Raw genomic sequence first — 19,237 nt, 5'->3', positions numbered from 1 at the left:
TGCGCCACATACCGGAAATTACCAGTGCATTCCCGAGAATGCTAGAGAGCAGCGCTCTTCGGGGATCGGTTCGCCTGGGTGTGTAATCGGAGCAGTCATGCTCATGTCGAATCAGATGGACGTGCCATGGCGGGCGTCACGGCCGGCCCGTGTCAAGAACTGGCGAGGAGTCCACGAAGTCGCTGTCTCAATAGGGTGTCGCAGACGTAGACATACGTGCCCCTCATACCCCTGGTGAGGAGGACACGATAGATGTTTCGCACGAGACCAAGCACGTCCTCGTCCGAGTAGTCGACATCCAGAAGCCCGTTGCGCGCTTTTCCTTTCGCGTCGAAGTAGCGTGCTCGGTCTAGGTGAAGGCGCTCTGTGACTGGGTCCCAGCCGACTTCGGGGCCAACTATGACGCCAGCGTAATTGAGGTCATATCCCTGGACCGTGTGAATCGATCCGACTTCGTCAATCGACGTTGGCGAATTGATCCAATCGACAGCGGTCCTGTTCCATCGCAGGCGGGTGCTGTCCAACTCAATGTCGAACGCGGCGGAGTCTTTCTTGCTTTTCCATTTCCAGCCGTAGCCGGCGACCAGGCGAGCGAGACCCTCGTCACGATCCCGCGCGCGTATTGCCTCGTGCATGCGCCCGAGGTCGTCGAAGAACCTCAGGTCGTAGCCGTCGAAGCCTCGTCGCTGCGGAGCCGGCCCGTCGCTCAGGGCGGCGCGGACGTACTCGATGTAGTCAGAGCCGCCTTGCACCCTCATCTGCGAGCGCAGTGTGTAAGAGCGGCCTTCGTCTGCGGCCGCCTCGCGGACCCGATCGACGGCCTTTGGCGGGAGGTCAATGGGGCGCACGCTCTGGTCTCGATCGAGAAGGAGAATCTGCTGTTTGCTCGATCGAACGATCCAGTCGAGTTGCGTCAGGTCCTCCCAGCGTTCGCCCTTATGCGCGAGTCGCATGCTGTGCTCACGGAAGTCTCGAGTGAGGGTTCCCATCGCCTGCGCGCCGTATTGGGTAAGTCGGTGCGTCTCGTCGACGATCAGCAAGTCGAAGGGATCTCGGCTCCTGGCGACCTCATATGGGGTGAGAACCATCGCGGGGGATAGGCCGGGAGTCCGTCTGAAGACGTTCTTGATCGACTTTCGAAGAGACTGCTGTGGAACGACGAGTCCGATCCGGAACCCTCGCATCAACTCGCGGTGGCCCTCAACGAAGAAGTCCGCAAAGACTGAATCCGACGACTGGTCGTCGGTCGGCTCTGTGCTGGCGATGTCCACGAGCAACTTCATGAGGTAGATCGCGACGATAGTCTTGCCGGTTCCCGGTCCTCCCTCAATGACTACCGTGTTCGCGGAGTTGCTTTCAAGGTCGTCGAATAGGCCCTCAACGACGTCCACAACGGCCGCTTCCTGATCGTGGTTCAGCGCCTTGTAGGGAGACAACTTGAACAGGTCACTGTTCTCGATCTGCTCGATCGAGTTAGTGAACAGGTCGTCGAGTCGGAGCAGCTCGAAGATCTCATCGAACAGTTCCCGGTACCGCTTCCGGTCGTAGTAGTCCGCGTTGGTGATGCCGTCGTTCCGATTGAGAACAGTGAATCGGCCGTCGCCGGCGAAGAGCCGAATGAGGTAGGACTCGAGGTCGAGGCAGACGGACTTGTTGAATTGCTCGTCGACGATGACCCGCACGGACTTCAGATGCTTCTTGTCAGGGTTGTCGAGGTGCTGCCGCATACGGCCTACAGCGTTCAGAGTCTCGCCGACGTACACCTCGCCCTTGTCGTTGAGGGTGTAGACGACGGGCCAGTTGGCGTGGCGTCCCGAGGGGTCGGTCCAGAGGCCAAGCGCCTCTCGCTCGAACGGGAGCTTCTCAATCCTCATAGGCGTCGTACTTCGTACTCCGGCCCTTCGCCTTCTCGACTGGGTACTTCTCGCGCGTTCGCGCGAGTTTGTCGAGAACAACCTGATCCGAGTCGAGCCCGAGCGTGTCTGCGAGAAGGAAGCAGTACGTCAGAACGTCTGCAAGCTCGTCTTGCACTTCGGAGCGGTCCGCGTTGGCGTTCCATTGGAAGCATTCGAGGAGTTCTCCGGCTTCAATGGAGATGCTCTTCGCCAAGTTCTCGGGTGAGTGGAATTGCGCCCAGTCGCGCTCGCGAACGAACTCTCTCAACTCGCGAAGGACCTCGTCTTTGGCCATATGGGGACAGTAGCACCGTGTATTCGCCGTTTTGAAGCGGCCTGCGCCGACTTCCTGGACAGTTAGATCGTGGTTTGGCCGAGCACCGGGATCCCGTACTCCCGAGCCTTCCGCGCCTTGCCCGACTGCGACGCAGGATCCTGCGCCACCACCGCGCGCACACGCTTGGTCACGTTCAGCCACACCACGAGCCCGCGCGCCTCAGCCAAGGCCGTCAGCTCCCGCTTCCGGTCCATCGACATGCCTGTGAACACGATCCGATCACCAGGGCGCAGTTCCACCTCCGCCGCCACCGAGGACACCCGCGACTCAGCCGACGCCAGCAGCGCCTCCACCTCGAGCGCCTCAAGATCGAGCAGCCCGGCGAGTTGGATGATCGCAGCGTTGTCGTTGGCCGTCAGCACGTCGTCCGCGCACACCGCCTCGACGACGCCAAGCATGTAGCGGCGGTTCAGCCGCGCCACATCGCCAGCCCCGAGCCCGAGCGCCCCTGCCAACGACGACAGGGCCGCCCTCTCAGCAGCAGAGATCCGCCGATCCAGCAGCACCCGGTCGAGCAGATCCAGGTAATCTTCGGCCCCCACCACGTCGGCCGCTCCGGAAGCCGCCGACGAAAGCGACGAAGACACCCCCGCCAACAGATCTCCGCCCGCCGAGGCCGACCCGCGCGCGAACGGTGGCGTCGCCAATCGCGGGGGAGAAGGCCACCGCAGCGACTCCCCGAACTCCAGCCACTGATCCCACTCGTCCCGCCGAGGCGACTCCTCGATGTACCGAGCCAGCAATCCAGCTGTGGCGACGGCGTCGGCTAAGGCCTCGTGCGCGTCGTCCAGGGGGATGCCGAAGTGACGGCAGCAGTCGCCGAGCTTCGCCGGCGCCCCGTACTGGGCGGCCAGGCGCATCGTGCACAGCGTCTCCTCGCGGGTCAGCGACAGCGGCCAGCCGGCCCGCGCGAACTCTGCGATGAGGAACGACGCGTCGAACGTCGAGTTGTGCGCCACGAACACCCGCCCCGCGAGCAACGAGGCTAGGTCCCCGGCGATCAGGTCGAACGTCGGCGCCAGGCGCGCATCCCGTGCCGAGATGCCGTGCACATGCTGCGCACCCAGATCCCGCTGCGGGTTCACCAGCGTCGAGTACGTGCCCTCCTGCCGCCCGTCCCTGTCCACCAGCACCACCGCGACCTCGCAGATGCGGTCGCGCGAGTTGTAGGCGAAGCCTGTCGTCTCCAGATCAACGACGGCGAACCCGGACATGACGGACCTCTCTGCTCGCGTGGGACGAGGCTACTGGGCGTCGGGGTGCGAGGGGCCGATGCCCGGCTTCCCGTCGCACTCGTGGCTTGCCACCTCTCAAGGGTCAGGTCTCCAACGCGTCGAACGCTGGCGCCATCGCCTCGATCGCCCGCGCGGAAAGCCCCACCGAGCGCGCACTCTCACGCCACCGTCCCACAGCGCTCAGCACCTCGCCGCCGATCCGTTCTGCCTCGTCGGCCCGCAGCCGGAAGTCTCGTGCCACCGCCATCGCCGACGCGACGGTCGCGGGGGAGTCCGACCCGTCGATGGAGGTGGCGTGATGCTTCGGGCCTGGTGTTGGGTCGGGGTTCATGTCGAACGCAGGGCTGAGCCGCCACACGTCGCGACCAGCCTGGTGCAGGAAGCCATGGTTGCGCAGGTGATCGTCGGTGTTGCCGATCGCCACCGAGAACAGCAGCCTCCGCCACAGCTGCTCCAGATCGGCGGAGGCCCGGTCCGAGATCTCTTCGACGACGGCTGCGATATCCAGATACGAGGCGACGTCGCCGTCGTCCGCCTCCAGCATCGTCATCGCGGACACGTAGCCCACGCGTCGTGCGTCCATCCCGGTGCCCACCCGGTCGAATCGCGACGTCACGAGGACGCTGCGGCCAGCGACCTCCAGCAGTGCCGAGTCCGGCACGTCGATGCCTGCTGTGGAGGCGAGGAGCGAGGCCACACGTTCCCACGCCATCACGTCCCACGTGTCGCGATCGGCTGAGGGGAACTTCGCGATCGCGAGCCGCCCGTCGGCTTGGATCACATGCGCTTTGGGGCGTGCGCCGCCCAGGGAGCCGCCCGCGAGCACGAGGCGATTGAGGTCTGGCAGAGTCACGGCGTCGCGTTCAGCCTGGTGGGCGAGGTTGAGCAGCGCGGGCAGATCGGTGAGCAGCGGCACGCCGTCGACGTCGGTGGCGAGGAAGGGGCCGTCGTCGAGTCGATACCTGAGGGAGCCCTGGCGCAGGTCGTCCCGCACGCCCAATAGGAAATCCGTCTCGCCGAGCGAACGCGGCTGACGCCGCTCCTCGCGGGCGAGCCGAGCCTCTTGGCGGACCAGCAGCGTGCGGCCCCAACGGTCGGGTGCCCCATCTGCGAACGCGCCGAAGAGCTTCTGACCGGCGGGCGTGTGATGTGGTGCGGCCGAGAGCGGCAGCTGTGGCCCCCACGCACACGCGGCAGGTTGCGCGAGATAGGTGCCGTCATAGGAGAAGGAGGCGCTCTCCGTGCCGCGGCGACGGTGAGCGTAGAGCGATCCGACGCGCGTCGGCGTCCCCTCGTCCGTCCATACCTCGATCGGATCGGTCATGGTGCCGCCTTCCGACGCACGCGGCGGGGAAGGGTCTCATCGGCCCGTGCTCGGCCAAGATCCGTCTCATACGGGTCCACGGACCCTGCGATGAGGTCGAGCACACCGAGCGCACGCGCCACCGCGAGCGTGTTCGCCAACGACGCACCCTCGCCCCGTTCAAGTCGAATGACCGTGGAGGTGCCGACGCCCGCCCGGTCCGCGACCTCGGCGACCGTCAAGTGGCGGAGCCTGCGCCAGGTCGCGAGGTCCTCGCCCATCTGAGTCAGAGCGCGCCGTACCGGCAACGGAGCCACGCTCGAGGTTCTTGTCGCCATCGCAGATCCTTACATGTCAAAAATGAAGCATTAAGACCCTTTATAGGTCAGATCTGACATATATGCAAGGTGGTGGGTGCGTCGTGGAGTTGCGGCGTGCGCGACACCTACAGGGCGAGCACTGCGTCGTCTACCACTGGAATCCCGTACTCCCGCGCCTTTCGCGCCTTCCCCGACTGGGAAGCGGGGTCCTGCGCCACCACCGCGCGCACACGCTTGGTCACGTTCGGCCACACCACGAGCCCGCGCGCCTCAGCCAAGACCGTGAGCTCCCGCTTCCGGTCCATCGACATCCCGGTCAGCACGATGCGATCCCCGGGCCGCAGTTCCACGTCGCCAGCCACCGAGGACACCCGTCCCTCAGCCGAGGTCAGCAACGCCTCGACCTCCAGCTCCTCGAGATCGAGCAGCCCGGCGAGCTGGATGATCGCGGCCCGGTCGTCGGCTGTTAGCACGTGGTCCGCGCACACCGCGTCCACCACACCCAGCAGGTAGCGGCGGTTCAGCCGCGCCACATCGCCTGCCCCAAGCCCGAGCGCCCCTGCCAACGACGACAGCGCCACCCGCTCGGCCGCCGAGATCCGCCGATCCAGCACCACCGCGACCTCGCAGATGCGGTCGCGCGAGTTGTAGGCGAAGCCTGTCGTCTCCAGATCAACGACGGCGAACCCGGACATGCACACCTCCCTGACGCTTCGTTCCCGCGCGTGGGAAGCACTGCGACGAGGCTAGCAAGCGTCGGTCGCCGCGCAAGGGGAGGGCGCGGCGTCGGCCGCTCAGACGGAATCCGTCAACACCCCCGCCAACGCCTCGAGCGTCTCGCTGGTGCCTGCGTCGATCTTGACGTCGGCGCGCCGGTCGCCCTTGGTGGGGCCGCGGTTGATGATCACGATGGGCATGCCTCGCCGATGCGCACGCTCCACCAGGCGCATCCCCGAGTTGACCGCGAGGGACGAACCGGCGACCAGCAGCGCCTCCGCCCCGTCCACGATCTGGTCCGCAGCACGCCGCTGCGCGGGCGGCACGAACTCGCCGAAGAACACCACGTCGGGCTTGAGCACGCCACCGCACACGGTGCAGGACGGCACCGTGATGCTCTCCCAGGTGCTCGGCAGCACGTCGCCGTCGGGACCCAGCTCCACCGCGTCGGGCACCGCGAGCACCGGGTTGTCGCGCTCGATGCGCGCGGCCACGGCGTCGCGGGAGAACCGTGCGCCGCAGTCCAGGCAGGTGACGCCCCGCATGTTGCCGTGCAGTTCGACCACGCGCCGTGAGCCGGCGCGCAGGTGCAGCCCGTCCACGTTCTGGGTCACCAGCCCTGCCACCGCGCCCGCGTGCTCGAGCTCGGCGAGCGCCGCGTGCCCGGCATTCGGGCGCGTGCTGGCGAAGGCATTCCACCCCAGGTGCGAACCGACCCAGTAGCGGCGGCGCTTCGCCTCGTCCCCCACAAAGTCGTGCACGGTCATGGGGGTGCGGCGTGGCGAGTTCGCGCCGCGATAGTCGGGGATCCCGGAGTCCGTCGACAGGCCGGCGCCTGTCAGGACGCCGATGCTGCGCCCTGCGAGCGCCGCGACGGCTCGCCCGACGTCGTGCGTCTGCTCCGAACGCTCGATGCCCTCGATCGTCACGCACCACCTCCCGCCGCCGGACCGACACACCGATGGTCGCACGTGCGTCGCGGTGCTCGACGCCGTGGCGGCCGCTGCGCTCGAGCGGGGTCATCTTTTGACGCCCACCACGCACGGTCCTAGCGTCGAAGCAGACGCGCCTCAACGACGATGCGCGGTCCCCATGAGCCCCCTCAGGCAGGGGAGAAGAGGGCAGTGCGATGGAGCACGGCACGGTGGTGCAGGTCCTGGAGGTCCACAGGGACGGCCGCGCGGTTGTCGAGGTCGATGGGAAGCGTCAGGAGGTCCTCGAGATGACGTTCGTCGACGAGGACATCGAGCCGGGCGACTGGGTGGTCGTCAAGGCAGGGTTCGCGCTCGAAAGGCTCACCGAGAAGGAGGTCGCGGAGGTCCTCGCGCCAGGCCATTCACGCGAGGTGTGACACATGTCACACTCGGGCCCTATGCTTCGGAAAGGGGGCCGTCCCGGCATGGGGTGACACGCAGAGGGGTGAGTGGAATGCAGATCGGCGGAGGGGTCAACGACCCCGAGCTATGGCGGCAGGCGGTGGAGTCCCGTCCCTGGGATCCCGACATGCGGCTCGGCCTGGCGAAGGCGCTCGTCTCGCACTCGATCAAGGTCTCCTGCTCCGGCAAGGACGGCTCCCCGTTCCTCGCCGAATGCGCCTTCACCCTGTGCGCCGTCGGGGACCTGGACCTGCTGTCGAGCGGTCAGGTGATGCTCTTCGCAGGCACCGCGGCGGGGTGCGCGAGCGGGCTCGTGACCGCCGGTCGGCCTCGCCTCGCGCTCGGCATGCTGGCGGCCGCGCGCTACCTGCTCGACTCCCGGTCCGACCTGGCCGGAACGTCGGCTCCTCAGGCAAAGCCGCTGCTACCTGGCTCAGAAGAGGAGGCCGAGGCTGGCAGTCGCGCCAAGTCTCAGGCGCTCGCCGCGTCGGCGCGAAGGTCGGGCGTGGCGCGCAGCGCGGCCGCCCACAAGCCCTGCAGCCCCGAGGACGACGCGCCTGGAGCGGTGTTCCCCACGCCCTGGCCGCTGCCCGTGATGTCGTGGCACTACCTGCGCGCGTCGGTCGCGCTGGCAGAGGGCTGCGCGCGCGCCGCGGTCGGCGAGATCGACCAGGCGAAGGCGGACCTGAGCGAGGCCCTGCTGGTTGCCTTCGCCGGCGCGCCATACGACTACGCACGCACAGTGAGCCTGTCCTCCACCATCGGACGCAGGCTTGAGCAGCTGTTCCAGGGCAGCGAGCCGCAGGGCCGCACCACCGCGCCCTGACCGCTCCGAGTCCACGCGTCGCGCCACCCTTTCTGGACGCCTCGCGGCACCCGATGCCGTTATCGGCGTCCGTTGGTGACACTCGGTGTGGCGTACGTCACCCGCCTGGCTTAGTGTGAGTGCCTTGAGGTCGCACCGGGGGCGGGCGGCTCTGAAGGGTGACGCATATGCAGTACAGCAGGGGGCTCTCCAGCCCTGCCATCTGGCGGGCTGCGATGAGGCAGCAGCCGGCGGACATCTCCGTGCGGCTCGGGCTCGCTCAGGCGCTGATCGCGCACTCGCTCGAGGCTGAGGCCGACGGGGGAGACGAAGAGGCACTGCTCGGCGAATGCGCCATGACCCTGTGCACCATCGACAACCTGGACGAGCTCAGCCCGTGCGACGCGTACCTGTTCGCGGCGACCGCGAGCCGATGCGCGGCAGGGCTGATCGCCGTGGGCCGGCCCCGCGTCGCGCTCGCCGTCCTGGCGCCGGCCATGCATGCGCTCGACTCCCGGTCCGTGCTCGCGAGCATCGTCGGCTGCCCGTGCAGGTATGCGGCCGAGACCGCCGCGACGCACACCAAGGCGAACGGCCATGCGCACCGGCCGGGCTTCATCCCCGTGAGCGTGGAGGACACCGCCCCCGGCGAGCTCTTCGCCATGCCGTGGCCGCTGCCGCCGGTCTCGTGGCATTACCTGCGCGCCTCGCTCGGCGCCGCGACGGGACACGCGCTGTCCAAGACCGGAGACACGGCGCGCGCCGTCGCGGAGCTCACCGATGCGGCGCTCATCGCGCTCGCCGGTGCGCCCTTCGACTACACGCGGACTGCGGACCTGTCCGTGATGATCGCCGATCGGCTGGCGCTGCTCCTCGAGGGCGACTCTCCACAAGTGGACGTCAACCAGGCCTGATCCCTCAGCCCCGGACCAAGGTCCCGGGCGGCGCAGGTGCCGCGTCCTAGCCTCGCACTGAGAGGCATGTCATGGGCGACATCAGGATTCTGAGACCCTCCGGCCTCGACGCGCTCATCACGGAGCTGCGTTCGCGCGGCTTCCGAGTGGTCGGGCCCACGCCCCGGGGCGATGCGATCGTCACCGGTGAGATCCGCTCGGCCTCGGACCTCCCTCAGGGAGTCGGCGACAGCCAGGACGCCGCCGCCTACCGGCTCCGCGAACGCGGCGACGACGCGTACTTCGGCTTCGCCGCCCCCGCCCAGTCGAGCAAGCCCGTGTTCTTCCCCGCGGAGGAGGTCGTGTGGCGCGGCCGCCGCGACCACGAGCGCGACGGTCACTTCACCGTGGAACGGGACATCCCGGACTCGGCCCCCATCGCACTGCTGGGGGTGCGCAGCTGCGACCTGCGCGCCGTGCAGATCCATGACCGGGTCCTCGCCGGCCGCACCCACATCGACGCCCACTACGTGGACCGACGCGACGGCACGTTCGTGGTGGCCGTCGCCTGCTCCGACCCGGCGGCCAGCTGCTTCTGCGCCTCCATGGGCACCGGACCGCGCCCCGCGCAGACGGATCCGCAGACCGGCGCCGAGTCCTACGACCTGCTGCTCACCGAGATCCTCGCCGACGGCGACCACCGATTCATCCTGGAGGTCGGCACCGACCGGGGCAGGAACGTGGCCGACGCGATCGCCACCACCGCCGGGGACGACGCCGACCGTGCCGCCGCGATCGCCGTCACCGACGCCGCCGCGGCCAAGCAGACCCGCGCCGTCGACGCCGCGCACGTGCACGACGTGCTGCGCGCCTCCGCAGAGTCCCCGCGCTGGGAGGACGTCGCCAGCCGTTGCCTCGCCTGCACCAACTGCACGCTCGTGTGCCCCACCTGCTTCTGCACCACGGTCCAGGACGTCTCCGACCTCACCGGGGACCACGCCGCACGCCATCGCGTGTGGGACTCGTGCTTCTCCGAGAACTTCAGCTACATCCACGGCGGCCCCACTCGGGAGTCCACCAAGGCCCGCTACCGGCAATGGATCACCCACAAGCTGTCCGCATGGGAGGACCAGTTCGGCATGCTCGGCTGCGTGGGCTGCGGTCGCTGCATCACGTGGTGCCCCGCCGGCATCGACATCACGGAGGAGGCGGCCGCGCTCGGGCGGATGGCGACCGCCGCCGGCGCCGTCGGTGCGGTGGGTTAGCCCCGGATCGGCTCACCCGCAGGCGTCAGCACCCACCACACGTTGCTCACCGCCTGCCCGTTGACGTCGCCCGCAGCCGAATCGCCCGCGAAGTAGTACAGCGGCCAGCCGTTGAGCGTGAGCTGCGGCGCACCGTCCGTGCCGGTGATCGACCCGAGCTCGCCCGTGATCCCGTTGCCCGCCTCTGCCGCGACGTCGCTGCCTGCGGGAACAGGCGGCCAGTTCGTCAGGCACCCGCCCGTGCACGTGGACGATCCGCTGCCCTGGGTGTCCGAGTCGAACTGGTAGACGGTCATGCCGTCACCGTCGACCACGATCGTCCCCAGGTCGGTCTGCGCCGTCTCCAGCATGGTGCCGGCGCCGCTGTCCATGGTCCCGCCGCCCGACGCGGTGGCGCTCGACGTCGCTCCGCCGTCCGCCTCGCTGACGACCGGTGCGTCGGTGCCCGACGAGCAGCCGGCCAGCATCAGGGCGGCCGCCGCCGTCGCTCCCAAGATCCGCATCGCATTCATGAGCTGTCCTCCTCGATGTTCGCCTACGGGGAGGACACGAGGCAGGTGCGCCATCGGTTCAGCCGTTGCGGTCGACCGTCGGCACGCAGCCGTCCGCGCCTACTGCGCGACCGTGCCCTCGAGCACCGCGGCGCCGCTCGCGTCCTGCACGGAGATCGCGGCGATGTCGTCGAGCGGCACCGCCGTCCCCGCCTGCAGCTCGATCGTCCGGCCCGGCACCGCCGTCCACGTGGACACCGTCGTCGCCTCGCCGGCATCGTCCGTCACCACGAGCGCGTACGTCTGTGGGCCGTAGGCCTGCGAGCCGTCGGGGTAGGTGCAGGTCATCGTGAGCCGCGTGCCCCACGCCGCCGCATCGAGCGCGACCGACGCCGTGAGCGACGAATCTCCCACGGGCGCGAGCGCGGCCGTCGCCTCCGGTGCGGGCGCATGGTCGAGCGCCCCGACCACGCCGAAGCCGAGCGCGACGGTCGCGGCAGCGCCCGTGATCGCCAGCGCAGCGCGCACGCGCGCCCTCCGCCTGCGATGCGCGTCGAGCCTGATCACCCGTGCTGCCAGGTCGGCAGGCGGGGGAGCGTCCGCAGGCGCCGCGTCCGGGTCCAGCAGGCCGCGCGTGCGGGAGAGCAGGCCGGGCAGGGCGGCGAGCTCGGCGACCGCGGCCTGGCAGCGTTCGCACCCCTGCAGATGCTGCTCGTACTCGTGCCGCTCCGTGGCGCTCAACGCTCCCAGCACGTACGACGCATCCCACGTGGCAAGACGATCGTGATCGGCGCTCACCGCGTCACCCCCCGCTCCTGGAGTGCGAGCCGCAGCGCGCGCAGACCGTAGTGCAGCCGCGACTTCACGGTGCCCTCGGGGATCTGCAGCTCGGCGCCCAGCTCTGCCGTGGAGCGCCCGCCATAGTAGGCGCGGATGATCACCGCCCTGTGCTCGTCGGACAGGCATGCGAGCGCATCGCCCACGAGCATCGAGTCGAACAGCCCGTCCGTGGCGTCGTCCCTCGTCGAGTCGGGCACGGCGTCCACAGGTGTCTCATGGCGGCGGCGTGCCGACCGTGCCTCGTCCACCACCAGGTGGCGTGCCACCGTGAACATCCACGCACGTACGGCGGTCGGGTCCTCGTCGAGGATGTGCGGAGTGCGCCACGCACGCAGCAGCGTCTCCTGCACCACGTCCTCGGCCGACGCCGCATCACCGGTGAGGTGCACCACGTACCTCCAGATCGCAGCGGAGTGCAGGCGGTCGAGCTCTCGCAGCGCATCCTGCCTGTCGACGGTCACCCGACTCTCCCCTCCGCGTTCAGGGCGCGCGCGACGCGCCACCTGCGGGGAACACGAGACGCACGGCCCGCAGGTTCACCGCGACCGCCGCCACGCTCCATGCCGGACGACGGATCCGTGTGAACCGGCGTCGTCGCCGTTCCGTGTCCCACATATGGACGATACGTGGCAGGTGGGCGGGTTGCCCTTGCATCCGCTGCTGGTGCACGCCGTGGTGGTGCTCGTGCCGCTGGCGGTCGGCGCGACGATGGCCTCGCAGCTCTGGCCAGGCCTGCGGCGAAGGCTTGGCGTCGTGACGCCGCTGCTCGCAGTCGCCGTCGCGGTGCTGGTGCCGGTCACCATCCGCGCAGGGGAGCAGCTCAAGCAACTGGTGGGGCCCATCCCGGCGGTCCTGACGCACGAGGCGCGGGGCCGGGCGCTGCTGCCGTGGGTGGTCGCGCTCGCGGTGGTCTCGCTCGCGCAGTGGGCGTGGTTCCGCCGCGCGGACACCGCCGGGCGCGCGGGCACCGCCGGGCGCGCGACGGGCACCCCGACACGGGTCGACCGCCGAACCTTGCGCGCCGTCGGCTGGCTGCTCAGCGGCCTGGTCGTGCTGGTCGGGCTAGGAACGCTCGCGGCGGTCGTGCTCGCAGGCGACACGGGCGCCCGCGCCGTGTGGGGGGCGATCCTCGGGTAGCGCCGTCACCGTCGTCATGCCTCGTCACCCCCGGTACCCCGGACCAAAGTCCCTCGCGCCCTCCGAATCGCCGCCTAGCGTCGGCAAAGGAGGCATGTCATGGGTGACATCCGCGAATCCGGGCAAGAGGACCACGGCCTCGCCGCTGTGGCCCACGCGAGCGCGACCTCCGACGCCCCGCACACCTCCACCGCGACCGCCGTCGTCGACCGGCCGCACCCCGCGCACGACCCGATGGTGCCGCGCCGCTACGCGATCACCCGCGTGCGTCAGGACACCCGCGACACGTTCACACTGCTGCTCGACCCCGTCGACGGCGATCCACTCACGTTCAGGGCCGGCCAGTTCACCATGCTCCACGCGTTCGGCGTGGGAGAGGTGCCCATCTCCATCTCAGGCGACCCGGGAGCCGTGACCGTCGACGGCACGCCGGCACCGCTGGAGCACACCATCCGCAACGTCGGCGCCGTCACGCGAGCCCTGGTCAACGCCCACCCCGGCACCGAGATCGGCGTCCGAGGCCCGTTCGGCACCTCCTGGGACGCCGCCGACGCCAAGGGCAACGACGTCGTCTTCGTCACCGGCGGCATCGGGTTGGCCCCGCTGCGGCCGGCGATCCTGGACGTGCTGCGTGAGCGGGACAGGTACGGCAAGGTGCTGCTGCTGTACGGCTCCCGCACTCCGGAGGACATCCTCTACGGCGCGCAGATGCGACGCTGGGCAGACCTTGACGACGTGAACGTGCAGATGACCGTGGACAACGCACCCTACGGATACAAGGGCAAGGTCGGCTTCGTCACCGAGCTGATCACGCGTGCGGGCTTCGACCCGCGTCACGCGTGGGCGTTCGTCTGCGGCCCCGAGGTGATGATGCGCTCCGCCGCGTCGGCCCTGACCAGCCGAGGCGTGCCCGCCACCCGCATCCGGCTGTCCATGGAGCGATCCATGAAATGCGGCATCGGCCTGTGCGGCCACTGCCAGCTGCGCGACCTGTTCATCTGCGTGGACGGGCCCGTGCTCGACTATGCGCGCCTCGAGCCGCTCATGACTGTGAGGGAGCTCTGATCAGGCATGACGACCACCGCGGAGCACGGCCTCGCCGGACAGCCGGGAGCGGCCGAGCAGCACGCGCACCCCCACGCGCACGACCACGACGCCGGCACACCCGTCGTTTCCGCACGGCCCAAGCTGGCGGTATGGAAGTTCGCGTCCTGCGACGGCTGCCAGCTCAGCCTGCTCAACTGCGAGGACGAGCTGCTCAGCATCGCCGAGGCCGTGCACATCGCGTACTTCCCCGAGGCGACGCGGGCCGTCGTCGAGGGTCCGTACGAGCTGAGCCTCGTCGAAGGCTCCATCACCACACCCGACGACGTGCGGCGCATCCACGAGATCCGCGCCCAGTCCGGCGTGCTCGTGACGATCGGGGCATGCGCCACCGCCGGCGGCATCCAGGCCCTGCGCAACTGGGCGGACGTGGACGAGTACCGCTCCGTGGTCTACGCCCACCCCGAATACCTCAGGACGCTCGACACCTCCACGCCGATCGCCAGCCACGTGGACGTCGACTACGAGCTGCGCGGCTGCCCCGTGGACAAGAAGCAGCTCATCGAGGTGCTCGCGGCATTCCTGGGCGGACGCAAGCCTCGCATCCCCACCTACTCGGTGTGCGTCGAATGCAAGCTCAAGGGCAACGTCTGCGTGCCCGTCGCCACCGGAAGGCCCTGCCTCGGCCCCGTCACGCAAGCCGGCTGCGGAGCGCTCTGCCCGTCGTACGGGCGCGGCTGCTACGGCTGCTTCGGCCCGCAGGACAGCGCCAACACCGCCTCGCTCACCAAGCAGCTCGTGGAGCTCGGCATGGCCGACGACGACGTGATCCGCGTCTACCGCACCTTCAACGCGGGCGCTCCCGCGTTCGCCGCCGCGAGCGACGAGGTGGCCGAACGCGTGGCCGCACGCTCCGAGGCCGCGGCGGCTGCCGCGGCCCGAGCCGACGGCGTCGTCCAGGAGAGGGGGCCGGAATGACCCACCAGCTCAAGGACGGCGGCCAGGTGCTCAACGTCGGCATGCTCGCCCGCGTCGAGGGCGAAGGCGGCATGCACATCGAGATCAAGGACCGCCAGGTCGTCGACGTGAAGCTCAACATCTTCGAGCCGCCACGCTTCTACGAGGGCTTCCTGCGCGGCCGCAAGTACACCGAGCCTCCCGACATCACCGCACGCATCTGCGGCATCTGCCCCGTCGCGTACCAGTCCGCCTCCACCGAGGCCATGGAGACCATCTGCGGCATCACGACCACGCCCGAGATCCAGCTCATGCGCCGGCTGCTGTACTGCGGCGAGTGGATCGAGTCCCACGCGCTGCACATCTTCATGCTCCACGCGCCCGACTTCCTGGGCTACGAGTCCGTGCTGGAGATGGCCAAGGACCATCCCGACGTGGTGAACATGGCCCTCAGGCTGAAGAAGGCCGGCAACGACCTCATGGAGCTCGTCGGAGGGCGCGCCATCCACCCGGTCAACGTCAAGGTCGGCGGCTTCTACAGGATGCCCACCGTCAGCGAGCTCGAAGCGCTCCGCCCCGCTCTGGAACAGGGCGTCGAGGACTCATTCGCGGCGGTCCAGCTCGTGGCCGGGTTCGACTTCCCAGAGATGGAGCAGGACTACACGTACGTCTCGCTGCGGCATCCCGACTGGTATCCGCTCGAGCGTGGCACCGAGGTGGTCGCCAGCGACGGCGTGCGCTTCCCCGTGGCGGAGATCCCGCAGCGCATCGAGGAGTTCCATGTGCAGCACTCCCACGCGCTCCACGCCCGCTTCGACGGCGGGACCTACTTCGTCGGGCCGCTCGCCCGCTACAGCAACAACTTCGACCAGCTGTCCCCGCGCTGCCAGGAGGCGGCCCTCAAGGCGGGCCTGGGGGAGACCTGCCGCAACCCGTTCAAGTCGATCATCGTCCGCACCGTCGAGCTCGCCTACGCATTCGAGGAGGCAGTGCGGATCATCGACCAGTGGCGCGACGGGCATGCGCCATCCGTGCCCACCGCGCCACGAGCGGGCGAGGGTGTCGGCGCGTCCGAAGCCCCACGCGGAACCATCTGGCACCGCTACCGGATCGACGCCGACGGCGTGATCCAAGACGCCCAGATCGTCCCACCCACCTCCCAGAACCAGGCGAGCATCGAAGCCGACCTGCGCCTCGCAGCCCAACAGTGGGTTGACCTGGACGACCACATGCTCACGCACCGCTGCGAGGAGGCGATCCGCAACTACGACCCCTGCATCTCCTGCGCCACACACTTCCTGGACCTCCGGGTGAAGCGCACCACCTCCGCGGAGCAGCCATGACCGCCACGACGCCGCGCCGGCCCGACGTGATCCTCATCGGCCTGGGCCAGCCAGACCGAGGCGACGACGCCGTCGGCCCCGCGATCGTCGCGCGCGTCCGCGCCCGCCACGGCGACCACCTCACCGTGGTCACGCGCGAGGACCCCACCGCCCTGGTCCAGGTCTGGGACGGCCACCGCGCCGCCGTCGTCGCCGACGCGGTGGTCTCAGGCGCGCCACCCGGCGCGGTCAGCGTCACGCGGGCAGGGGCAGCGGATCCGCCCCTGCCGACGCATGCGTTCACCGCGTCGGGTCGCGGCGGCAGCCACGCCTTCGGAGTGGCAGGCGCCGTCGAGCTCGCCCGCGTGCTCGGCACCCTGCCGCAGGTCGTGGTGATCGTCGGCGTCGAAGCCGCCAGCTTCGCCCACGGACCCATGTCGCCGCAGGTCGAGGACGCGATCGACGACGCCGTCGCGACCGTGGAGGCCGAGCTGACGGCGGCGCTGCGGCTCGCCCCGACAACAGACACTCATGCAGAGGTGGAGCCATGTGCCTAGGTGAGATCGCCCAGATCGTCCAGGTCTACGACGACGGCAGCGCCGTCATCGACTCCGACGGTCGCCGCAGAGAGGTGCTCGACATGACGCCCACCGGCGGATCGCTCGCACCCGGCGACTGGGTGGTGGTCCACTCCGGGTTCGCGCTCGGCAGGCTCACCGCACCCGACGCCGCCGACGCCCTCAGCATCCGCGCCACCCACAGCGTCCCGCCACGGCACGGGCTCCGCGCGCCGAACCTGCTCGACACGGAGGTGCTGCCATGACCACCCGAACCAGGGGGCTGACGCTCGCCGCCGTGACCGCCTGCATCTCCGGCGTGTCCATCTGGGTCAACTCCCACGGCGTGGCCGCCTACGGCGACGCCACCGCGTACACGACCGCCAAGAACGTCGCGTCGGCCCTCGTGATCGCCGCCGTCTGGATGATCGCCAGGCGCCTCACCGTGGAGCACGCACGAGGCGTCGGCCCGACCGCCTTCACGCGCCCGTCGACCGCGCGCCACCGGTGGGCCTACGCGTACATCGCGATCCTGGGCGGCGCGGTGCCGTTCGTGCTGTTCTTCCAAGGGCTGGCGAGCACCGCGTCCACCCAGGCGTCTTTCCTCCACAAGACCTTGGTGGTGTGGGTGGCACTGCTGGCGGTACCCCTCCTCAAGGAACGGCTCACGGTGTGGCACGGCGCGGCGATCGCACTGCTCGTGCTCGGGCAGCTGGGCCTCGCCGGCGGCGTCAGCCTGCGACTCGACATCGGCACCCTGCTGATCCTCGCCGCCACGCTCATGTGGGCCGTCGAGGTGATCGTGGCCAAGCGACTCCTGACCGGCGTCACACCCTGGACGGTGTCGATGGTGCGGATGGTCGGCGGATCGGTCGCGCTGCTCACGTGGGCGCTCCTCACCGGTGCGCTCCCGGCCGTCGTGCCCCGCACCGGCGACCAGTGGCTGTGGGTGGCCGTCACGGGCGTGCTGCTCGCCGCCTACGTGCTCACCTGGCATCAGGCGCTGTGGCGGGCGCCCGCCATCGACGTCACCGCAGTGCTGGTGCTCGGCGCCCTCGTCACCGCGGCCCTGTCCGGCGCATTCAACGCGGCACCGCTCGCAGCCCAGGCCCCCTGGCTGGCGCTGATCGCCTTGGGCGGCGGCCTCGTGTGGATGGCGCCACGTCCCGCCGCGACACGGAGGCCGGTGGCCACATGACCGCGACCGCCGTCAGACCCGCCGCCCACGCCCCCGAGGCAGACGGCGCGGTCCTGTTCGGTCGCTACGCGTTCCCGCCCAACGAGCGCGGCTACTGCGGTCCCGATCGCGCCGCCGAGCTGCTCGAGCGTGTCAGCATGCGCGCCTCCGGAGCCGCGCTCGCCGAGGTCGCCCGCGGATTCGAAGGCGCCTGGCCCTACCTCGAGCTGATCGGAGAAAGCCTCGGACGCGCCCCGCTCGACCCGGTCGTCGTCCGCACCTACTGGCTCGGAGGGCCCCTGCTCGTCCGCTGTGGCGGACGGCGGTTCGTGAGCTCGCTCGAATCGAGATTCCGGCCGCGCCTGACGCGGCTCGACTTCGAGCGACTCGCGACTGCCGTGACCCACGGCGCCACGCCGCACCACAGCTTCCACGTCTTCGGCGTCTACCCCTGGGTCGGGTTGCTGCGCGGCGGACACGGCGATGCTCCGCTCGAGGTGCTGGACCGATGCCGCATCAGCTGGGGGCGCGTCGTCGCCATCGACGTGGATGACGGAGAGAGCGTCCTCGTGGAGACACCGCGCCTGGCGTGGGACGGGAGACGGCTGATGCTCGCACCGCCCCGCCTGGAACCGATGCGGCTCCGGCGCGGTGGCCTGCGACTCGCGAGGGCCGTGGAGCCCGGCGACGTCGTCTCGCTCCACTGGGACTGGATCTGCGACCGGCTGAGCGCCGTCGACCTGGCGGACCTGCGACGGTCCACCGCCACGGAGCTCGCCGCGGTCAACGCATGCGCGTACTCGGCACCGGCAACGGTGCTCGCCTGAAGGGCTAGAGAAGGAGGAAGGCATCATGCATATGCCAGATGGAGTGCTCGACCCTGTCACGCTGAGCGTCGCAGGAGCGGCGTCCGCGGGCGCCATCGCCTGGTCGGTGAGGGAGCTCAGACGCGGCGACGCGCGCTGGGGACTCGCGGTCGGCGGCGCAGGCATCGTCCTGCTGGCGCATCTGGCCGACATGCCGCTCTACGGCCCGTACACCGCTCACCTGATCGGCGGCACGCTGCTGGCCGTGGCGCTGGGGCCGTGGCTCGCGATGCTCACCATGGCTGCGGTGCTCGCGCTTGAGGCCGTCGGGTGGGGCGACGGCGGAGTCTCCGCGCTCGGGGTGAACGTGCTGGTCATGGGAGTGGTCGGGGTGCTCGCGGGGTACGGCGTGTACCGCGGTGCGCTCGCGGTCCTCGCCGGGTGGCGCGGCGCGGATGCCGGGGCACCCACCTCATGGTGGCGCGTACCGGCGTCGGCACTCGGCGCATGGGCGAGCGTGATGGCGTCGGCGCTGACGCTGACCGTCGTGTCGATCGTCGGGGGAGGGGCGGGCCTGGTGCTCGGCGAGGTGGTCGCTCCGCATGCCGCATGGGGTGCGATGGAGGCCGCCGTGACGTCGGCGCTGGTGGCGATCGGAGTGGCCTGGAGCCGTGCCGCGCATGTCAGAGCCGCTCGGGCGGTGGCCTTGACCGAGGCCGAGTCCGCGCTCGACGGCACCGCAGCACAGGTCTCGTAGGGC

23 protein-coding genes are annotated in these 19,237 nt (G+C 69.7%); 13 read left to right on the top strand and 10 right to left on the bottom strand.

Annotated elements, in window-relative coordinates; translation table 11 throughout:
• Nucleotides 1-152: 152 nt before the first annotated feature.
• The 7 genes from RN607_RS09295 to RN607_RS09265 all read right to left on the bottom strand — a co-directional run bounded on the left by RN607_RS09295 (nt 153) and on the right by RN607_RS09265 (nt 6,736).
• Nucleotides 153-1,874, bottom strand: a complete 1,722-nt coding sequence (locus RN607_RS09295; RefSeq protein WP_313542127.1) for a DNA/RNA helicase domain-containing protein — start codon at nt 1,872-1,874, stop codon at nt 153-155.
• Complete coding sequence (locus RN607_RS09290) at nt 1,864-2,190, bottom strand: nucleotide pyrophosphohydrolase (RefSeq protein ID WP_313542124.1); 327 nt, start codon at nt 2,188-2,190, stop codon at nt 1,864-1,866. The genes RN607_RS09295 and RN607_RS09290 overlap by 11 nt, the downstream gene beginning before the upstream one ends.
• Nucleotides 2,191-2,252: 62 nt before the next feature.
• The gene (locus tag RN607_RS09285; RefSeq protein ID WP_313542121.1) at nt 2,253-3,446 is read right to left on the bottom strand and encodes an exonuclease domain-containing protein; all 1,194 of its coding nucleotides are present in this window, start codon (nt 3,444-3,446) and stop codon (nt 2,253-2,255) included.
• Between the two features lie 103 nt (nt 3,447-3,549).
• Complete coding sequence (locus tag RN607_RS09280) at nt 3,550-4,791, bottom strand: type II toxin-antitoxin system HipA family toxin (protein ID WP_313542118.1); 1,242 nt, start codon at nt 4,789-4,791, stop codon at nt 3,550-3,552.
• A complete protein-coding gene (locus RN607_RS09275; RefSeq protein WP_313542115.1) occupies nt 4,788-5,108 on the bottom strand; it encodes a helix-turn-helix transcriptional regulator in 321 nt (106 codons plus the stop codon). The genes RN607_RS09280 and RN607_RS09275 overlap by 4 nt, the downstream gene beginning before the upstream one ends.
• 107 nt (nt 5,109-5,215) lie before the next feature.
• Nucleotides 5,216-5,785: a hypothetical protein gene (locus RN607_RS09270; protein WP_313542112.1), complete on the bottom strand. Its 570-nt coding sequence runs from the start codon at nt 5,783-5,785 to the stop codon at nt 5,216-5,218.
• A gap of 99 nt (nt 5,786-5,884) precedes the next feature.
• Nucleotides 5,885-6,736, bottom strand: coding sequence for a Sir2 family NAD-dependent protein deacetylase (locus RN607_RS09265; RefSeq protein WP_313542109.1), 852 nt, complete (start codon nt 6,734-6,736; stop codon nt 5,885-5,887).
• A gap of 200 nt (nt 6,737-6,936) precedes the next feature.
• Between RN607_RS09265 and RN607_RS09260 the strand changes: the two genes are divergently transcribed.
• The 4 genes from RN607_RS09260 (at nt 6,937) to RN607_RS09245 (ending at nt 10,146) form a co-directional block, all read left to right on the top strand.
• A complete protein-coding gene (locus tag RN607_RS09260) occupies nt 6,937-7,158 on the top strand; it encodes a HypC/HybG/HupF family hydrogenase formation chaperone (protein ID WP_313496477.1) in 222 nt (73 codons plus the stop codon).
• A 77-nt stretch (nt 7,159-7,235) separates the two neighbouring features.
• The gene (locus RN607_RS09255; protein ID WP_313496475.1) at nt 7,236-8,009 is read left to right on the top strand and encodes a hypothetical protein; all 774 of its coding nucleotides are present in this window, start codon (nt 7,236-7,238) and stop codon (nt 8,007-8,009) included.
• A 167-nt stretch (nt 8,010-8,176) separates the two neighbouring features.
• Nucleotides 8,177-8,902, top strand: a complete 726-nt coding sequence (locus tag RN607_RS09250) for a hypothetical protein (RefSeq protein ID WP_313542107.1) — start codon at nt 8,177-8,179, stop codon at nt 8,900-8,902.
• A gap of 71 nt (nt 8,903-8,973) precedes the next feature.
• On the top strand, nt 8,974-10,146 hold the full coding sequence (locus RN607_RS09245) for a 4Fe-4S dicluster domain-containing protein (protein WP_313542106.1): 1,173 nt from the start codon (nt 8,974-8,976) through the stop codon (nt 10,144-10,146).
• Here the strand turns inward: RN607_RS09245 and RN607_RS09240 are convergent.
• The 3 genes from RN607_RS09240 to RN607_RS09230 form a co-directional block, all read right to left on the bottom strand.
• Nucleotides 10,143-10,658, bottom strand: coding sequence for a COG4315 family predicted lipoprotein (locus RN607_RS09240; protein WP_313542104.1), 516 nt, complete (start codon nt 10,656-10,658; stop codon nt 10,143-10,145). The genes RN607_RS09245 and RN607_RS09240 overlap by 4 nt on opposite strands.
• Before the next feature lie 99 nt (nt 10,659-10,757).
• Nucleotides 10,758-11,435, bottom strand: a complete 678-nt coding sequence (locus RN607_RS09235; protein ID WP_313542101.1) for an anti-sigma factor family protein — start codon at nt 11,433-11,435, stop codon at nt 10,758-10,760.
• Entirely contained in the window at nt 11,432-11,938 is a 507-nt protein-coding gene (locus RN607_RS09230; RefSeq protein WP_313542098.1) for a sigma-70 family RNA polymerase sigma factor, read from the bottom strand. The genes RN607_RS09235 and RN607_RS09230 overlap by 4 nt, the downstream gene beginning before the upstream one ends.
• 154 nt (nt 11,939-12,092) lie before the next feature.
• Between RN607_RS09230 and RN607_RS09225 the strand changes: the two genes are divergently transcribed.
• The 9 genes from RN607_RS09225 (at nt 12,093) to RN607_RS09185 (ending at nt 19,234) form a co-directional block, all read left to right on the top strand.
• Entirely contained in the window at nt 12,093-12,614 is a 522-nt protein-coding gene (locus tag RN607_RS09225) for a DUF2231 domain-containing protein (protein ID WP_313542095.1), read from the top strand.
• Between the two features lie 99 nt (nt 12,615-12,713).
• Nucleotides 12,714-13,679 (top strand): FAD/NAD(P)-binding protein, encoded by a 966-nt coding sequence (locus RN607_RS09220; protein ID WP_313542092.1) that lies wholly within the window; start codon nt 12,714-12,716, stop codon nt 13,677-13,679.
• A 6-nt stretch (nt 13,680-13,685) separates the two neighbouring features.
• Nucleotides 13,686-14,636, top strand: coding sequence for an NADH-quinone oxidoreductase subunit B family protein (locus RN607_RS09215; RefSeq protein WP_313542089.1), 951 nt, complete (start codon nt 13,686-13,688; stop codon nt 14,634-14,636).
• Nucleotides 14,633-15,958, top strand: a complete 1,326-nt coding sequence (locus RN607_RS09210; RefSeq protein WP_313542086.1) for a Ni/Fe hydrogenase subunit alpha — start codon at nt 14,633-14,635, stop codon at nt 15,956-15,958. Before RN607_RS09215 ends, RN607_RS09210 begins: the two co-directional genes overlap by 4 nt.
• Entirely contained in the window at nt 15,955-16,494 is a 540-nt protein-coding gene (locus tag RN607_RS09205) for a hydrogenase maturation protease (protein ID WP_313542083.1), read from the top strand. The genes RN607_RS09210 and RN607_RS09205 overlap by 4 nt, the downstream gene beginning before the upstream one ends.
• Complete coding sequence (locus RN607_RS09200) at nt 16,485-16,760, top strand: HypC/HybG/HupF family hydrogenase formation chaperone (protein WP_313542080.1); 276 nt, start codon at nt 16,485-16,487, stop codon at nt 16,758-16,760. Before RN607_RS09205 ends, RN607_RS09200 begins: the two co-directional genes overlap by 10 nt.
• Complete coding sequence (locus RN607_RS09195; protein ID WP_313542077.1) at nt 16,757-17,692, top strand: DMT family transporter; 936 nt, start codon at nt 16,757-16,759, stop codon at nt 17,690-17,692. The genes RN607_RS09200 and RN607_RS09195 overlap by 4 nt, the downstream gene beginning before the upstream one ends.
• Nucleotides 17,689-18,498 (top strand): DUF6390 family protein, encoded by an 810-nt coding sequence (locus tag RN607_RS09190; protein WP_313542074.1) that lies wholly within the window; start codon nt 17,689-17,691, stop codon nt 18,496-18,498. Before RN607_RS09195 ends, RN607_RS09190 begins: the two co-directional genes overlap by 4 nt.
• Before the next feature lie 25 nt (nt 18,499-18,523).
• Nucleotides 18,524-19,234: an energy-coupling factor ABC transporter permease gene (locus RN607_RS09185; RefSeq protein WP_313542071.1), complete on the top strand. Its 711-nt coding sequence runs from the start codon at nt 18,524-18,526 to the stop codon at nt 19,232-19,234.
• Nucleotides 19,235-19,237: the final 3 nt, after the last annotated feature.

This window comes from Demequina capsici, assembly GCF_032102965.1.
Classification (GTDB): Bacteria; Actinomycetota; Actinomycetes; order Actinomycetales; family Demequinaceae; genus Demequina; species Demequina capsici.
The sequence above is the reverse complement of the archived record's forward strand: the minus strand, read 5'-3'. Positions and strand labels throughout refer to the sequence as shown.

Coding starts and splice junctions, on each gene's coding strand:
- RN607_RS09295 (WP_313542127.1), bottom strand. CDS start 1,874: ATGAGGATTGAGAAGCTCCCGTTCGAGCGAGAGGCGCTTGGCCTCTGG.
- RN607_RS09290 (WP_313542124.1), bottom strand. CDS start 2,190: ATGGCCAAAGACGAGGTCCTTCGCGAGTTGAGAGAGTTCGTTCGCGAG.
- RN607_RS09285 (WP_313542121.1), bottom strand. CDS start 3,446: ATGTCCGGGTTCGCCGTCGTTGATCTGGAGACGACAGGCTTCGCCTAC.
- RN607_RS09280 (WP_313542118.1), bottom strand. CDS start 4,791: ATGACCGATCCGATCGAGGTATGGACGGACGAGGGGACGCCGACGCGC.
- RN607_RS09275 (WP_313542115.1), bottom strand. CDS start 5,108: ATGGCGACAAGAACCTCGAGCGTGGCTCCGTTGCCGGTACGGCGCGCT.
- RN607_RS09270 (WP_313542112.1), bottom strand. CDS start 5,785: ATGTCCGGGTTCGCCGTCGTTGATCTGGAGACGACAGGCTTCGCCTAC.
- RN607_RS09260 (WP_313496477.1), top strand. CDS start 6,937: ATGGAGCACGGCACGGTGGTGCAGGTCCTGGAGGTCCACAGGGACGGC.
- RN607_RS09255 (WP_313496475.1), top strand. CDS start 7,236: ATGCAGATCGGCGGAGGGGTCAACGACCCCGAGCTATGGCGGCAGGCG.
- RN607_RS09250 (WP_313542107.1), top strand. CDS start 8,177: ATGCAGTACAGCAGGGGGCTCTCCAGCCCTGCCATCTGGCGGGCTGCG.
- RN607_RS09245 (WP_313542106.1), top strand. CDS start 8,974: ATGGGCGACATCAGGATTCTGAGACCCTCCGGCCTCGACGCGCTCATC.
- RN607_RS09240 (WP_313542104.1), bottom strand. CDS start 10,658: ATGAATGCGATGCGGATCTTGGGAGCGACGGCGGCGGCCGCCCTGATG.
- RN607_RS09225 (WP_313542095.1), top strand. CDS start 12,093: ATGGACGATACGTGGCAGGTGGGCGGGTTGCCCTTGCATCCGCTGCTG.
- RN607_RS09220 (WP_313542092.1), top strand. CDS start 12,714: ATGGGTGACATCCGCGAATCCGGGCAAGAGGACCACGGCCTCGCCGCT.
- RN607_RS09215 (WP_313542089.1), top strand. CDS start 13,686: ATGACGACCACCGCGGAGCACGGCCTCGCCGGACAGCCGGGAGCGGCC.
- RN607_RS09210 (WP_313542086.1), top strand. CDS start 14,633: ATGACCCACCAGCTCAAGGACGGCGGCCAGGTGCTCAACGTCGGCATG.
- RN607_RS09205 (WP_313542083.1), top strand. CDS start 15,955: ATGACCGCCACGACGCCGCGCCGGCCCGACGTGATCCTCATCGGCCTG.
- RN607_RS09200 (WP_313542080.1), top strand. CDS start 16,485: ATGTGCCTAGGTGAGATCGCCCAGATCGTCCAGGTCTACGACGACGGC.
- RN607_RS09195 (WP_313542077.1), top strand. CDS start 16,757: ATGACCACCCGAACCAGGGGGCTGACGCTCGCCGCCGTGACCGCCTGC.
- RN607_RS09190 (WP_313542074.1), top strand. CDS start 17,689: ATGACCGCGACCGCCGTCAGACCCGCCGCCCACGCCCCCGAGGCAGAC.
- RN607_RS09185 (WP_313542071.1), top strand. CDS start 18,524: ATGCATATGCCAGATGGAGTGCTCGACCCTGTCACGCTGAGCGTCGCA.